The 14,231-nt window shown below is 59.5% G+C and carries 16 protein-coding genes; 10 read left to right on the forward strand and 6 right to left on the reverse strand.

The window, feature by feature from the left end:
* Entirely contained in the window at window positions 1–1,068 is a 1,068-nt protein-coding gene (locus YH62_RS05645; protein ID WP_046793209.1) for a D-alanine--D-alanine ligase family protein, read from the reverse strand.
* Window positions 1,069–1,231: 163 nt separating this feature from the next.
* On the opposite strand from YH62_RS05645, the gene YH62_RS05650 reads away from it, so the two are divergent.
* The 5 genes from YH62_RS05650 to YH62_RS05665 all read left to right on the forward strand — a co-directional run bounded on the left by YH62_RS05650 (window position 1,232) and on the right by YH62_RS05665 (window position 4,906).
* A complete protein-coding gene (locus YH62_RS05650) occupies window positions 1,232–2,731 on the forward strand; it encodes a PLP-dependent aminotransferase family protein (RefSeq protein ID WP_082118254.1) in 1,500 nt (499 codons plus the stop codon).
* Window positions 2,732–3,190: 459 nt separating this feature from the next.
* A complete protein-coding gene (locus tag YH62_RS29385) occupies window positions 3,191–3,598 on the forward strand; it encodes a hypothetical protein (RefSeq protein ID WP_082118255.1) in 408 nt (135 codons plus the stop codon).
* A gap of 401 nt (window positions 3,599–3,999) precedes the next feature.
* Window positions 4,000–4,209 (forward strand): cold-shock protein, encoded by a 210-nt coding sequence (locus YH62_RS05655; protein WP_046793684.1) that lies wholly within the window; start codon window positions 4,000–4,002, stop codon window positions 4,207–4,209.
* 127 nt (window positions 4,210–4,336) lie between these two features.
* The gene (locus YH62_RS05660) at window positions 4,337–4,561 is read left to right on the forward strand and encodes a hypothetical protein (RefSeq protein ID WP_046793210.1); all 225 of its coding nucleotides are present in this window, start codon (window positions 4,337–4,339) and stop codon (window positions 4,559–4,561) included.
* A gap of 48 nt (window positions 4,562–4,609) precedes the next feature.
* The gene (locus YH62_RS05665; protein WP_046793211.1) at window positions 4,610–4,906 is read left to right on the forward strand and encodes a hypothetical protein; all 297 of its coding nucleotides are present in this window, start codon (window positions 4,610–4,612) and stop codon (window positions 4,904–4,906) included.
* A gap of 81 nt (window positions 4,907–4,987) precedes the next feature.
* Here the strand turns inward: YH62_RS05665 and YH62_RS05670 are convergent, their stop codons facing one another.
* From YH62_RS05670 to YH62_RS05690, 5 genes are all read right to left on the reverse strand, one after another.
* The gene (locus tag YH62_RS05670) at window positions 4,988–5,626 is read right to left on the reverse strand and encodes a class I SAM-dependent methyltransferase (protein WP_046793212.1); all 639 of its coding nucleotides are present in this window, start codon (window positions 5,624–5,626) and stop codon (window positions 4,988–4,990) included.
* A gap of 428 nt (window positions 5,627–6,054) precedes the next feature.
* Window positions 6,055–8,121 (reverse strand): ATP-dependent helicase, encoded by a 2,067-nt coding sequence (locus YH62_RS05675; RefSeq protein WP_046793213.1) that lies wholly within the window; start codon window positions 8,119–8,121, stop codon window positions 6,055–6,057.
* A gap of 193 nt (window positions 8,122–8,314) precedes the next feature.
* The gene (locus YH62_RS05680; protein WP_046793214.1) at window positions 8,315–8,773 is read right to left on the reverse strand and encodes an OsmC family protein; all 459 of its coding nucleotides are present in this window, start codon (window positions 8,771–8,773) and stop codon (window positions 8,315–8,317) included.
* Window positions 8,770–9,402 (reverse strand): GntR family transcriptional regulator, encoded by a 633-nt coding sequence (locus tag YH62_RS05685; protein ID WP_046793215.1) that lies wholly within the window; start codon window positions 9,400–9,402, stop codon window positions 8,770–8,772. Before YH62_RS05685 ends, YH62_RS05680 begins: the two co-directional genes overlap by 4 nt.
* 74 nt (window positions 9,403–9,476) lie before the next feature.
* On the reverse strand, window positions 9,477–10,232 hold the full coding sequence (locus YH62_RS05690) for an SDR family oxidoreductase (RefSeq protein ID WP_046793216.1): 756 nt from the start codon (window positions 10,230–10,232) through the stop codon (window positions 9,477–9,479).
* A gap of 157 nt (window positions 10,233–10,389) precedes the next feature.
* Here YH62_RS05690 and YH62_RS05695 point away from each other — a divergent pair, with 157 nt between their 5' ends.
* The 5 genes from YH62_RS05695 (at window position 10,390) to YH62_RS05715 (ending at window position 14,162) form a co-directional block, all read left to right on the forward strand.
* Entirely contained in the window at window positions 10,390–10,974 is a 585-nt protein-coding gene (locus tag YH62_RS05695) for a TetR/AcrR family transcriptional regulator (RefSeq protein ID WP_046793217.1), read from the forward strand.
* A gap of 251 nt (window positions 10,975–11,225) precedes the next feature.
* On the forward strand, window positions 11,226–12,011 hold the full coding sequence (locus YH62_RS05700; RefSeq protein ID WP_082118256.1) for an SDR family oxidoreductase: 786 nt from the start codon (window positions 11,226–11,228) through the stop codon (window positions 12,009–12,011).
* 14 nt (window positions 12,012–12,025) lie between these two features.
* Window positions 12,026–13,420: an FAD-dependent oxidoreductase gene (locus YH62_RS05705; RefSeq protein WP_046793218.1), complete on the forward strand. Its 1,395-nt coding sequence runs from the start codon at window positions 12,026–12,028 to the stop codon at window positions 13,418–13,420.
* Window positions 13,421–13,515: 95 nt separating this feature from the next.
* Window positions 13,516–13,767 (forward strand): AbrB/MazE/SpoVT family DNA-binding domain-containing protein, encoded by a 252-nt coding sequence (locus YH62_RS05710; RefSeq protein ID WP_046793219.1) that lies wholly within the window; start codon window positions 13,516–13,518, stop codon window positions 13,765–13,767.
* Complete coding sequence (locus tag YH62_RS05715) at window positions 13,764–14,162, forward strand: type II toxin-antitoxin system VapC family toxin (protein ID WP_046793220.1); 399 nt, start codon at window positions 13,764–13,766, stop codon at window positions 14,160–14,162. The genes YH62_RS05710 and YH62_RS05715 overlap by 4 nt, the downstream gene beginning before the upstream one ends.
* Window positions 14,163–14,231 lie beyond the last annotated feature (69 nt).

Consider the following 14,231-nt stretch of genomic DNA (forward strand, 5'->3'; position numbering starts at 1 on the left):
TCACGCAGCTCTCGCCATCCCGTGTTCCACCAGCCGATCGATGATTTCCGAATAGCCGACGCCGCTTGCGGCCATCGCCTTTGAATACATGCTGATATCGGTGAAGCCGGGGATGGTGTTCACTTCGTTGACAACGAGACGCATGTCTCCCATCAGGAAGAAATCGACGCGTGCCATGCCGTCGCAGCCGAGTGCGCGGAAGGCGCGGGCCGCCATTTCGCGCATCCTTCCTTCGACCTCCGGGGAAAGCTCCGCCGGTACTTTCAGCGCCGCTCCGGCTTCGTCGATATACTTGGCGTCATAGCTGTAGAAGCCGTGGCTTTCGGCCGGCACGATCTCGCCCGGACGCGAAACGAAGAGACCGCCCTTCGTATCTTCCAGCACGCTGCATTCGATCTCGCGTCCGGCGATGAATTCTTCGGCGAGCAGTTTGCGATCATGCTCGAATGCCTCGGCGAGCGCCGGCGCGAATTCCTGGCTGCCGGAGACCTTTCTGACGCCGACCGACGAGCCCTGCCGGGCGGGCTTGATGAACAGTGGCAGGCCAAGCTCGCCTTCGAGTTCTTCCAGGACGGGCGACACTTCCTGATGGATCGTCACCGAGCGGGCGACCGGCAGCCCGGCGGCCTTTAAAAGCTGTTTGGCGATATCCTTGTCGAGTGCTGTCGCCGATCCGAGGATGCCGCAGCCAGCCAAAGGCACGCGCGCCACCTCGCAAAGGCCCTGCACCGCGCCGTCCTCCCCGTGCAGACCATGAAGAACCGGAAAGAGAATGTCGATCCTGCCGCCTTCGGCAGTCTTTCCGTCAGGTCCGATCATCAGGAAACGACCGCGCCCGCCCGGCACGAGGCAGATTTCGATGCCGGTCGCGGGCCGCTCGAGGTCCCCGTTGCCGAAGCGGCTTTGCAGCCATCGCCCCTCACGGGTGACAAACACGGGCAGTGCGTCATATTTCTGTGGATCGAACGCCCGCATCACGTTGGTGCCCGACATGACGGAAACGTCGTGCTCGCTGGAACGGCCGCCGAAAAGCACGGCGATGCGCAGCCTTGTCATGGATGGGTTCATGAAAATCTCCTGAAGGAAAGTCGAGCGGAAGGCACATCAAAGCTTCTGATGATCGATATCTTCTTCGTCATTGGCGCTTGCAAGTGGCTCATTCTAAGGGCAGTTTTTGGGAGTATAACAGAGCCACTTTATCCGAGACGCTTGAGCCACTTGGGAACTGCACGTGATACTGAAGAGAAGACGCGAAGAGCCGTCTGCGGGATTTCAGCCCGCGATCGACCCTTCGTCCGCAGCGCCCTTGCCAAGGCAACTTTACCTCTTGCTTAGAAACGCCGTGGCGGAGAAGCGGCTCACAGCCGGGCAGCGCCTGCCCTCAACCCGTCTTGCGTCGGCAGAGTGGAAGATTTCGCGCGGCGTCATTGCGGAAGCCTATGAAATCCTGATCGCGGAGGGTTTTGCCGTCGCCCGCCATGGGTCCGGGACCTATATCGCCCCATCCATTCCCGAAAGCGTCGCGCGCATCGACCAGCCGGGCGGGGAGGGCGTGTGTCCGATCCGCCGCACCGTGTCGGCCGCGGCAACGGCGATCCTCACCCGCGGCCCAAGCCTTGAGCCGCAGAAGGCTTTGCCGTTCGTCACCGGGCGTATCGCCCATGACGAACGAACGGCTCGGCTCTTGAACCGCATTGCGGCGCGCCACGTGAATTACGCCTTCGAAGGCTATGGAGACATCCAGGGCGAAAACGCATTGCGGGCTGCCATCGGCGCGCATCTTGCTGTCTCGCGCGGCGTGCGCTGTACGCCCGATCAGGTTTTTATAACGGCAGGAACGCAGCAGGCGCTCGACCTTGCCTTTCGCGTGCTGATGACGCCAGGCGATACGGCCATCGTCGAAGACCCGTGCTATCCGCCTGCCAGGCAATGCCTGGCGCTGAACGGTATCAACGTCGTCGGTCTTCCCGTCGATCGGGATGGGCTTGACACGGAAAGACTACTGGTCGGTGCTATTCCGCCGCCCTCGGTCTTCTACGTGACGCCCTCCAATCAATATCCGGTTGGGTCGGTCCTTTCGCTTTCGCGAAGGCTCGGCCTCCTCGCCTATGCGGAGGAAAACGACTGCTGGATCGTCGAGGACGACTATGACAGCGAATTTCGATACCAGGGACATCCGATCGCTTCGCTCCATGGCCTCGATAAGGCCAATCGGGTTCTCTACACCGGCACGTTCAGCAAGGCCCTGCTGCCAAGCCTCAGGATCGGCTATCTGGTGGTTCCCGCCGATCTGGTCGGTGCGTTCAGGGCGGTGCGTCCGGCGGTCGACCGCTGCCCCCCGACCTTTCAGCAGCGCGTGATCGCGGATTTCCTCGAGGAGGGCTATTTTCCTGCGCATCTCCGCCGTCTGCGAGAACGACTTCGCGCCTCGCGCGATATGCTGACGGGTTTCCTGACCGAACGCATGGCCGAACATGTCCATGTGCTGCTGCCGGATCAGGGGATCAATCTCACGGTCAAAAGCACCGGAACCTGGCGCAATGACACTGCCGTTTCCTCCGCGGCTCTGAAGAAGGGCGTCGTCGTCATGCCGCTTTCGCGGATGAACGTGGCTTCCACCGATACGTCGAGGCTGCTGCTTGGGTTTTCGGCGCTTTCGGAACAGGAAGCGGATCAGGGAACATGGCTTCTTGCGGAAGTTTTCAGACGCAAAGCGTTCGTGGACGGCTAGGCTTTGGACCCTGTGCTATCGCTTGGTCGGGCTTCAGTGCCCGCCGCGTAAGCCAGGCGTTGAGAGCTATGGCCATCCATTCCAGAGCCGGGGCTGGAGTGCAAGAATGTCCGCCGATCATCGCGACGGTAAATGGAAAAATCTCAAGCGACGACTGCTTCGGCCGTAACAATGTCCCTAAACTTTAGCCCTCTCGGCTTGAGTGCTGTTGTTGCGAGGTTTGTTCTGAGCTTCGTTTGTCGAAACGCTGAAGGTGAGGGCGTGGGAATTTCTTTGAGTGAACGACGCGTTTCGGTCCGAAGCGAACTAACACGGGGTGTCCACCCATTCTGCCGCTATCTATCCAACGGTTACTCTCGCGCCATTGTCTCTCCCCTTGACCTCAACTTTGGTTGAGGTCGTACGAATTTCAAGGCGGTCGCAGCCCATCGACGGCGCCGCACTTCAAAGGAGAACGCCTTGGTCACCTATTTTCGTTATTCGAAACCGAAGTATTCCGGCGGAACACGACTCGTTGGAGCTGCCGTGTTGCAGCTATTGGGTACCGGATTATTGGCATCCATCTTTTGCCTGTTGGATACGTTTACGATGAAGCCGACGATAACTCTCGGTCAGTTTTTGCCATGCTTGGTGGGGAGTGTCACTGGCTTTCACTTTGTGGCTTTTGGTCGACTAGCTACGGACCGCCAACTTTACCTTGTCGCGGCATCGCTATTGGCATTTGGCACCTTTTATTGGCTGGTGTCCTATTCATTGCCTGATCTTTTGCTGGCAAGATTGATATCCGGGTTTGGATTAGGTGTGGTTGTGGCGAGAACTTTCCGACACCGCTTTCTTGAAAATCCAGTAGTTCCACGCATCCGCTAGAGTGCGCATCGGCAGATGCAAATTGACCGCCTAACCAATTTGGGACATGCACATTGCCGGTTCAATTCATGGCCGCAATTGGCGCTTTGCGTCATCGCGCCTATCGGCCCAAAAGCAGACATGCGAGGGCGAACAGCCAACAGTCCTTGTCCCGCTGGAATAACGCGCAGGGCGCGCGGTCCGGGTAAAGGCGTAGATGTCGGATCATGCGCCGAAACTACTGGTTGACATTATGACTGCCAACTACTATCTAACGTTTATCGATCTTTTTCTTGCTGAGCTTTGGTTACCGCGCGATTGGCACCGCGCCTGAACGAACCTTTCCTTTAAAAACATCGCTATCACCATCCACGATGTCACCGACATTGTGGTCGATCACTAATGCTACGAAAGGGTTCATCGTGACCACTGGCACAGTTAAATGGTTTAATTCCACCAAGGGCTTCGGCTTCATCGAGCCTGACAACGGTGGCGCTGACGCGTTTGTCCACATCTCGGCTGTCGAGCGTGCAGGCATGCGCGAAATCGTCGAAGGTCAAAAGCTCAGCTACGAGCTGGAGCGCGACAGCAAGTCGGGCAAGATGTCGGCCTGCAATCTCCAGGCTGCCTAATATCGGTACCTGCTCTCCTTTGACCACGGATGTACTGGCACTGTCGAGGGCATGAACCAACCAAAGCCGGGCGTGATGCCCGGTTTTTTTTGGCCGACAGAACGGCCGAGCCCGAGAAAGGGAATCCATGACACAGATGTTCAGTAAGACTCGTCAACAGGCGGAAAGCGCCTTCAGCAAGGTACAGAGCCAGTTCTTTGCCAGAGACCAGGCAGTGGAAGAGCAAGATTTCGTAACGCAGGCTCGCGATGCGAAGACGGCTCGGTTGCGGGAAGCCCGGCTGGCAAAAGAGTCGGATGACCGTGCGAGAGCAACCTCAGCTCTCATTACGAGGCGGGCAAAACAGGCGTGATGCCAGCTTCACCATGCACCTAGATAATCCACCAATGCAGGACATCCCATGGCAGACGATACGCTCGAACTTCAGGCAAGCACGACGGCATGGCAGATCGCAATGCAGGAAATCCTTCGCATGGTCGTCCGTGACCTCTATCAATCTCATAGTGAAGTCGCCTTCACGACACATATCAAGCGCCTCGAAGAGGGTGCGGTTGACAGCATCTACAGCGACCTCAGGCTGAGAGGAACGGATGAATGGACAGAAACTCTGGTGAAGGAGAAGGCGACCAACATTGTCACGAACCTCCTGACCTCCTTCACCTTCGAGCAATCTGACCCTCGGCCGCGGACGACATAAGTCTCTGTTGATGTGCCACGACCACCTTTAGTAGGACGAATTTACTCTCACGTGCGACGGTCCAGCCTCGGCCGCCCACATTTACCTCTTGCGAGCCACGATGTAGGGCCGTGGTTCGTTACCCTTCGTTGCGTGGTTCTCAGTGGCAAGAATGTCGAAGCCTGCGGTACATATATGCTGGCCGAGGTCCGCCGCCCCGAAGACGCCGGCATAGGGTGCTTTACCGATCACGCGCATCGCGGGCAGCAAGACAAACCGGATGAGCGGGTTCATATCTCCGATGCAGGGCGTCTTGGAAATGAACAAGCCATTAGGTGCAAGCAAGGCATGGATGCAGCGTAGCGTGCCGGGCAGATCGCGGACCAGATGGATGTAGTTGAAGCCCAGAATTGCATCAAACCGACCCGTTTCAGACATAAGCGCTTCTGCGGTCGCAGTGCGGAAGGCAAGCTTGGGGAAGGGGCCCGCGGCGCGCTTCTCTTCGGCAATCGCGATCATTCCAGCGGAAATGTCCGTCGCAAGATAGCTTTGTACATCGCCTGCCAGTCGAAGCGCCGTCGTCCCTGTTCCGCAGCCCAGCTCCAAAACACGGCCGTTTGATCCCAGCAGCGCACGGGTCCGGTCCAACGTGCGCTCATACCCGGCCTGATCCGTGATCGCACCCTGGGCATACTTGCGTGAACTCCGGTCCCAGAAACGGACATCGCTGGCTATGTTCATGATCGGTGCCTCGTGACAAACTTACTGAGGGTCAGAGCAAGAATTTCTCGAAATCATACGCTAAGCTCGGGCGGGCGTGAACGTTCATCGGGCGCCACTTCACCGCGCCTGCAGAAGATTCTTGAAGCGGAGATCACGAATGGGCTTGATTCGCTTAGGTGGATCAGCCTGGCTCTTCCGTCTTGAATGTTGCGCCGCTTGAATGGTCCCATCGGCGCCTTCCTGCGGATAGTTTCCACCGTCGGTAGCAAGCCAGCTGTTAGCGAGTGATCCAAAATAGAGCATGAGAGCGGTTTACGGGTCGCCGCCGCACCAACTTTCCTACAGCTCGAAAGCGAACTGGTCCGATACAGTACGGTCGGCTCGGGAGAGGGAGGATAGCGTTACGCGCTGCAAGCACACAGCCCGCCCGAGATCAGCGTCAGCCATCACTTCCACATTGCGCGCATTCGGGCGCCGACATCCAGCCTGACCTGACGCGCGCTCCGTTCTCCGGCCGATGCACTGATCTGCGGCCAGGTGGTCGCCTCGAAGAACTGCAGCAGTGTCGCGGGGATGAAACGGGTCCTTGAGGCATAGACGTGACGGTCGCCTTGCGAATTCTGTCCCCCGATGAAAAATCGCTGCGGCGTCAGAAGTGTGAGGCTGTCGCGCGCGCGGGTCATCCCGACGTAGAGGAGACGACGCTCTTCCTCGATTTCCGCCGTCGTTCCGACCGCAAGATCCGACGGGATGCATCCATCCACTACATTCAGCATGAACACCGACCGCCATTCCTGCCCCTTGGCGGAATGAATGGTCGACAGGATCAGATAATCCTCGTCCAACAGCGGCACCCCAGCCTGATCGCTGGTGGCGTCCGGTGGATCCAGCGTCAACTCGGTCAGGAAGCGTTCGCGATTGGCATAGCCGCTTGCTATCTGTTCAAGCTGCAGCAGGTCTGCCTTGCGCGTATCTGCATCTTCATGGACCCGCTCGAGATGCGGTTCGTACCAGGTTCGCGCGAGCGCTATCTCTCCCGGCCATCCCGCCTCCACTTTGCGCAGGGCTGACAGCAGCGTCACGAGAGCAGGCCAGTCGCCGCTCTTCGGCGGTGGGGGAATTTCCGCAAGCGACTGCAGTGGTTCCGGGTCAGCGGCGATCGTGTCGAGAATCTTCCCTGCCGTCTGAGGGCCGACGCCTGGGAGCATCTGCAGAAGGCGAAAGCCTGCCACACGGTCGCGTGGGTTCTGGGCGAAACGCAGCACGGCCAACAAATCCTTGACGTGGGCGGAATCGAGGAATTTCAGGCCGCCGAATTTGACGAAGGGGATGTTGCGCCGTGTGAGTTCTATTTCGAGATTTCCACTATGGCTGGAGGAACGGAACAGCACGGCCTGGCTCTTCAGCGGAATGCCGATCTCGCGGTTTGCAAGCACCTGCTCGACGATATAGCCGGCCTGATCAGCCTCGTCCTTCACGGTCACCAGAAGAGGCCGCTGCTCCGACTGCCGATCCGACCAGAGATTCTTCGTGAATCGCTCTCGTGCGAGGTCGATGACGCCGTTCGCGGCCGCCAGAATGGGCTGCGTCGAGCGGTAATTCCTTTCCAGAGTAATCACGTCTGCCGGCTGGGGAGAGAACTCGTTCGGGAAGTCGAGGATATTGCGAATGGTTGCTGCTCTGAACGAGTAGATCGACTGGGCGTCGTCGCCGACGACAGTGAGACCTCGCCCGCCGGGTTTGAGCGAGAACAGGATAGACGCCTGAAGGCGGTTCGTATCCTGATATTCGTCGACGAGGACGTGGTCGAAGCGATTGCCAACATCGTCGGCAAGATCGGGTTCGGACACCATCTGCGCCCAGTAGAGCAGGAGGTCGTCGTAGTCGAGGACGTTTTGCGCCTGCTTCGCCTCGACATATCCTGCAAACAGTTCCTTGAGCTGCAGCTCCCAATTGACCGCCCAAGGATATGAAGACTTGAGCACGTCCATGACGGAACTTTCCGAATTTACGACGCGCGAGTAGATGGCGAGGCAGGTGCTTTTCGTCGGGAAGCGGCTTTCCGTTTTCGAGAGCCCAAGCTCGTGCCGGACAAGATTCATCAGGTCAGCAGAGTCCTCACGGTCATGGATACTGAAGTCGACGTTCAGGCCGATCTGCTCGGCATAGATCCGTAGCAGCTTCGCACCTACCCCGTGGAACGTGCCCGCCCAGGTTAGCGCGTCTGTCATGATCGCCGACGTGTCACCGAGGACCTGTCGGCAAATCCTTTGCACTCGGCGGCTCATCTCCGCGGCGGCCCGGCGAGAGAAGGTCATCAGCAGGATGCGACGCGGGTCGGCTCCATTGACGATGAGGTGGGCGACCCGATGTGCAAGGGTGTTTGTCTTTCCCGAGCCGGCGCCTGCGATGATCAAAAGCGGACCGCCGATCCCGCTTTCCGGCAGGCCAATCCCATGTTCGACCGCCTGCCTCTGGCGATCATTGAGCTTCTCGAGATATGCCGTAGTCATTCGGTCTCACGTGGCTTTCTTGGACGCTGATCCGCTATTCAGCGCCGCTGAACAAAAGTGGAACATAGCGAGCTTCTTCCTTGATGAAAAGCGATCTCAGACCAAGCTGATGATTCCTGCGGGAGTGCGGCTGCGACACGTATTCGAGGGTTCAGGGGACAGCCAGACGCCAGATGAGGGCATCCGGCCAATGTCATTGGCCGAAGCCAACGACCCGGACTTCCGTCTTGACGGAATTGGCAATGAAGCACTCTTCATGCGCCGAGTGATGCAGTTCCGCTTGCATCGCGGCGGTCGGCTGTTCCCCGGCGTAGACGATGGTCGGATCAAGATCGACGCGGCTGATGACCAATTTTCCGTCGACCTTCTCCATCACGCCGATCGCCTTGTCGATATAGCTCTCGATGCCGATTCCCTTGGGTGCCGCGAGCGAGAGAAAAGTCAGCATGTGGCAGCTGGAAATCGCTGCGATGTAGGCCTCCTCCGGATCGACGTTGCCTTCCACGGAATAAGGAAGTGGCACGATATGCGGCGAAGCCGACGCCGGCACGATCTGGCCGCCGTCAAAGCGCCAAGTATGCGCACGGCTGTAGCGCTTATCGATGAAGACCGCTCCTTCTCGCTCCCAATGTATCTCGACGCTGACTTTCATGTCAGATCATCCTCTGCCGGCATGGAAAGAAGTCTTGCTGTCGTTCGTGTGAGATGACGGCGAAGCCGTTGCGCGGCAGTGTGGAGATCCTGCTTCGCGCAAGCAGCAATGATTGCCGAGTGCTCCACGAAAAAGTCAGTGCGCTCTTTGGCGCCACGCTTTTGGTGAAGCGTCGACCGCCGCGATTCTCGTCGCAGCGTTGTTATGGTTTTAAGCAGCCGAGTATTCTTGCATCCGCTGTACAGCGTGAGATGAAACTGCTGGTCAAGTTCCAGTATGCGCACCGGGTCGTATTCTGCGATGAGCTCGTCGTTGAGCCTTTCAGCCGTCCGCAAGACCGCTGACGAGAGCAACGGGAGCGACTGCTCCAAGGCGGCGATCTCCACAATAGCCCGAAGTTCGGAGAGTTCAGTCGCTTCCCGTTGCGAGAGAATTGCTACCGCCAGGCTTCGATCGCGACGCCGTACGACCAAACCACTCCCAAGTAACCGCTCCAAGGCCTGTCTGACTGGCTGCCGGCTCACCCCGAAGCGGTCGGCGATCACCTCCTGCTTGAGAATTGAGCCTGGTGCTAGTTCACCCGACTCAATCTCATCTTGCAGCTCGCTGAAAATCGCCTTTGGATCCATGGATCCAAATTAGTATGCTTCCTCCTTGCGGGTCAGGCGTGGATCGCGCCTGTTCGAGCTTTGACCTTCGGCACTCAGATCTGGAAGCCGCCGGCAACGTCGATGACGCCGCCACCGATATAGCCGGCGTCTGGGCCTGCGAGGAAGCAAACGGTCCCCGCAACCTCTTCCAGCGTCGCGATCCGGCGAATTGCGTGAAGATCCATGATCGCCTCGGGCAACTTGTCGGCTACCGCCGATGCCATGTCAGTCGGCATAATGCCCGGCTGCACCACCGTTACCGTGATGCCGCGCGGACCAAGGTCACGCTGTACACCTTTCGCATACCCGGCAATTGCCGCCTTGGTGCCCGCATAGTCCGCCACGCCCGGGAACGGGACACGGCTGCCGAGACCGGAGCCGATGAAGATGATCCGGCCGCCATCCGACAACACCGGCGCTGCCGCGCGCGTGGTCGCCACCGCGCCCATGACGTTGATCTGCCACTGGCGATCGAGATTGACCGTGTCGAGATCGGGGTCGTCGACCGTCTTGCCTTGCACGGCGATCGCTGCATTGTTGACGAGTATGTCGAGCTTGCCGAAGTGCGCCACTACCTTATCGACCAGCGGCTTGGCCGCGGTCATATCGGCCTGATCGCTCCGGATCGCGATGGCGCGCACGCCCTTGGCCTCCAGCTTCTCCACAATCGCTTCGGCTTTTTCGGCCGAGGCGACGTAGCTGATCGCAACGTCCGCCCCCTGGTGGGCAAACGCCTCCGCCACCGCGGCGCCAAGCCCGCGCGAGCCGCCGGTAATGAGGGCGACCTTGCCCTTCAATGTGTTCGACATGAAAATCCTTCCATCATCTCTGGTGTCGCCTGATTTCGAAAGCGACTGTGCATAATTTTTGTAACGAGTGTTACGATAACGATTGGTATGAAATATTGACGGAAGCTGTCAAGCAGTTTAATAACAGTCATTATGGAAATGTGGCCGAGCTGAACTGATGGGACGCCATCGCGAATTCGACGTGGAGAAAGCGCTGGACGCCGTGTTGTGCGTTTTCTGGCGCAAGGGGTACGAGGGGGCCTCCTACGCGGATCTGACCGAGGCAGCCGGTGTGGAAAGACCCGCCCTCTATTCGGCATTCGGCAACAAGGAAGCGATGTTCCGCCGAGCGCTCGATCGCTACTACGAGCGATACCTGGACTACCTTCCCAAGGCGCTTCAGCTTCCGACAGCCCGCGAGGTCGCGACGCGCATTCTATTTAGTGCGATCGATCTCAATACGCGTTATCCGGATCATACGGGATGTCTCGGCATTAATGGGGTCCTGGCGGGATCGGATGAAGCGGAGCCGGTGCGGCAGGCTTTGATAGACGCTCGCGCGACCGCCGAGGCGCAACTGCGTGAGCGCTTCGAACGGGCAAAGGCGGCGGGCGACCTGCCGGAGATGGCCAGACCTGACGCTCTTGCGGCCTTCCTGATGGCTGTCCTTCACGGCATGGCGGTTCAGGCGAAAGCCGGCTTCAGCCGCGACATGCTGGAGGCCGTTGCCGAGCAGGCGCTTTCCACCTGGCCTGCCGGCTAGTTCCGCGCTTTCCGGAAAATCATCTTGAACTGAGACACGCGCCGGTATCGTCGCGGTCAGCGTCCTGTCGGGTATCTCCGTCCGGCGAGCGAAGCTCTTATCCTGTCTCTAAAACAGTTCAGCGACGATTTCGATCTTTACAACTACATAACATAGTAGCTAAGTTTCCTTGTGTGATGGCTGCCGTGAGACAGCGCATGTTTCGTTTGCCCCGAGCCTCCGGGAACCGCTTCAACCAAGGACCGTCGATAATGCCTCAGACCTATTCGACCTTTGCCGACGACTGCTTCGCCGGCCGATCCGTTCTCATCACCGGTGCCGCGAGCGGGATGGGGCTGGAAACCGCTCGCGCCTTTGCGGCCAAGGGAGCAGAGGTGGTCATGGCCGATCGAGATGAGGCGGGCCTGGAGCGTTATGGCACCGAGCTGCGCAAGATGGGCGCCAAGATCCACGCCGTACCGGTTGATGTCGGCGATCCGGAAAGCATCACAAGAGCGTTCGATTACTGTGACGCCAATCTCGACCGGCTCGACAACGTCGTGACCTGTGCGGCCATCATCACCGCCAAACGCATCTTCGAACAGGACTGGGCCCATTGGCGCCGCGTTCTCGACGTCAATCTGCTCGGCACCTTCTTCACCGTACAGGCCGCCGTCAAACGTATGCTCGACAATCCCGCAGGAGGCAGGATCGTCTGCGTCGCCTCCGACGCGGGTGTCCATGGGGGCGGCGGATTGATCGCCGACACGCCTTACGCGGCGTCCAAGGCCGCGACGCTTTCGCTCGTCAAATCCGTGGCGCGCGAACTGGCGGGCAAGAATATCCGGATCAATGCGCTCAATCCCGGCCCGACGGATTCACCGATGCATTCGCATATCGATCCGGCGCTGAAGGAGCGCATCGCCGCCAATCTGCCCATGCGGCGCATGGGGCGTCCGGAAGACATGGCCGCGGCCATCCTGTTCCTGTGCTCCGATGCGGCGAGCTTCACCTATGGCTCGGCGCTCGACGTCGATGGCGGATCAATGTTCCGCTAGGGGAGAACGAGGACATGGAGCAGACGGTGCGGCGTTACGCCTATGCGGCCGATATCCCCGAAATCGATGATGTGGACGTCCTTGTTGTCGGTGGAGGGCCATCCGGACTTTCTGCCGCGGTAGCAGCCGCACGCCTTGGTGTGCGGGTCCGTCTTGTCGAGAGGTATGGTTTTCTCGGAGGCAACCTGACGGCCGGCCTCGTCGGTCCCTGCATGACCTCCTATTCGCTGGATGGCGGCCAGCAACTCATCCGCGGCATCTACGAGGAATTCGTCCAGCGGATGATGGCGATCGGCGGCGCCCTTCACCCGAGCACGATTCCGGCGGGCTCGGCCTATTGCGGCTTCATCGTCTATGGCCACGACAAGGTCACGCCCTTCGAGCCGGAAGCCGCCAAGGTCGTGGCGCAGCGCATGTGCATCGAGGCCGGCGTGGAATTGCTTCTGCATACCATGGTCGTCGATGCGATCGTCGATGGCGCCGATATCGACATGCCGCGGGTGACGGGTGTCGTTTGCGCCGGCAAGGGCGGGCTGAGGGTGGCCCGGGCCAAGGTGGTGGTCGATTGCTCGGCGGATGGCGATGTCGCCCATTATGCCGGGGTCCATACCCGGCAGGGACGCGACAGCGACGGCCTTGCCCAACCGCAGACGCTGTTCTTCCGGGTTCAGAACGTCGATGATCGGGTGGTGGAAGACTATGTCCGCTCCCATCCGGAGGATTTCCGTCCCTTCTCCTCGATCGTCGCCAGGGCGACCGCCGAAGGCCGGTTTCCCGCGCCGCGCCGCGGTATCGGCCTCTACAAGACCATGGAGCCAGGTGTCTGGCGCATCAATACGGGCCGCGTGCTTCGCCGCAACGGGGCGGATGCGCGGGAGCTGTCGCTGGCGGAAGTCGAAGGCCGCGAGCAGACCATGGCGCTCATTGATTTCTTCCGCAACAACCTGCCGGGCTTCGAGAATGTCGAATTGCGTGACACGGCGACCCAGATCGGTGTGCGGGAGACCCGCCGCATCGACGGCGACTACGAGCTGACGCTGGACGACCTGCGTTCGGGACGGTCGTTCGAGGATGCTGTAGCGCTGTGCGGCTATCCGCTCGATATCCACGATCCTGCAGGCTCCGGCGGCGGCACCGGTGGCGAAGCCCCGCAGACCGCGAATGTCTATCAGATACCATATCGTGTGATGCTGCCGCGCATCCATGACGGCCTGCTGGTCTCCGGCCGGGCCGTTTCGGCCACCCACGAGGCCTTGAGCGCCATCCGCGTCATGCCGCCCTGTTTCGCACTGGGGCAGGCGGCGGGCGTGGCGGCCGCGCTCTCGGTCGGCAATCGTGCAAGCCCGCGCTACATCCAATATGAGGACCTGCGGCGGGAATTGCTCGTGCAGGGGGCTTATCTCGGTTGATTAAAGCGATACTCTAGCCTGCGAGACTCTATTCAGCATTGACGGTAATGAAGTTTTACATTACCTTGTTGCGGGAATAGAACGTGGAGGCTGCTATGGCACCGTTGGCAGTTACTGTGAAAGGCCAGGTCACCCTCAAGCGGGACTTGCTGCAACACCTCGGCATCAAGCCGGGAGAGCGGATCGACTTTGAAAAGTTGCCCGGCGGTGAGCTTCGATTGCGGGCAGCTCGACCGACCGGAACTATAGACAATTTCCTCGGCCTGCTTGCTGGCAAAACCAAGAAAGTCGCTACGATTGAGGAAATGAACAAAGCCGCCGCCGCCGGCTGGGCGGGCGAAGAGTGAAAGTCACCGTCGATACCAACGTCCTTGTTCGGGGCGTCGTGCGAGACGATCCCAAGCAAGCCAGCAGCGTGGACCAGATTCTGAAGCAAGCCTCGTTGATCGCAGTTTCCTTGCCGTGTCTATGCGAATTCGTATGGGTGCTGCGCCGAGTTTACAGCTTCGACGACGAGCTAATCGCCTCCGCCATTCGCGCATTGCTCGATACCGGGAATGTCGTCATGAACCGGCCAGCCGTCGAGGTCGGGCTTGCAATGCTGGAAGCCGGCGGCGATTTCGCCGACGGTATCATGGCCCACGAAGGGACATGGCTAGGTGGCGAAACTTTCGTCTCACTCGACCGGAAAGCCGTAAGGTTGCTTTCCCAGCAAGGCGAAGCGGCGCAACTCCTTTCCTGAGAGCCTGAAAGGTAGTGATGCCGACACATTTCTGTACCGTCGGTCCGGCCTCATGCCCGTTTCCGATCG

It is taken from the genome of Rhizobium sp. LC145, from assembly GCF_001005825.1.
Classification (GTDB): Bacteria; Pseudomonadota; Alphaproteobacteria; order Rhizobiales; family Rhizobiaceae; genus Neorhizobium.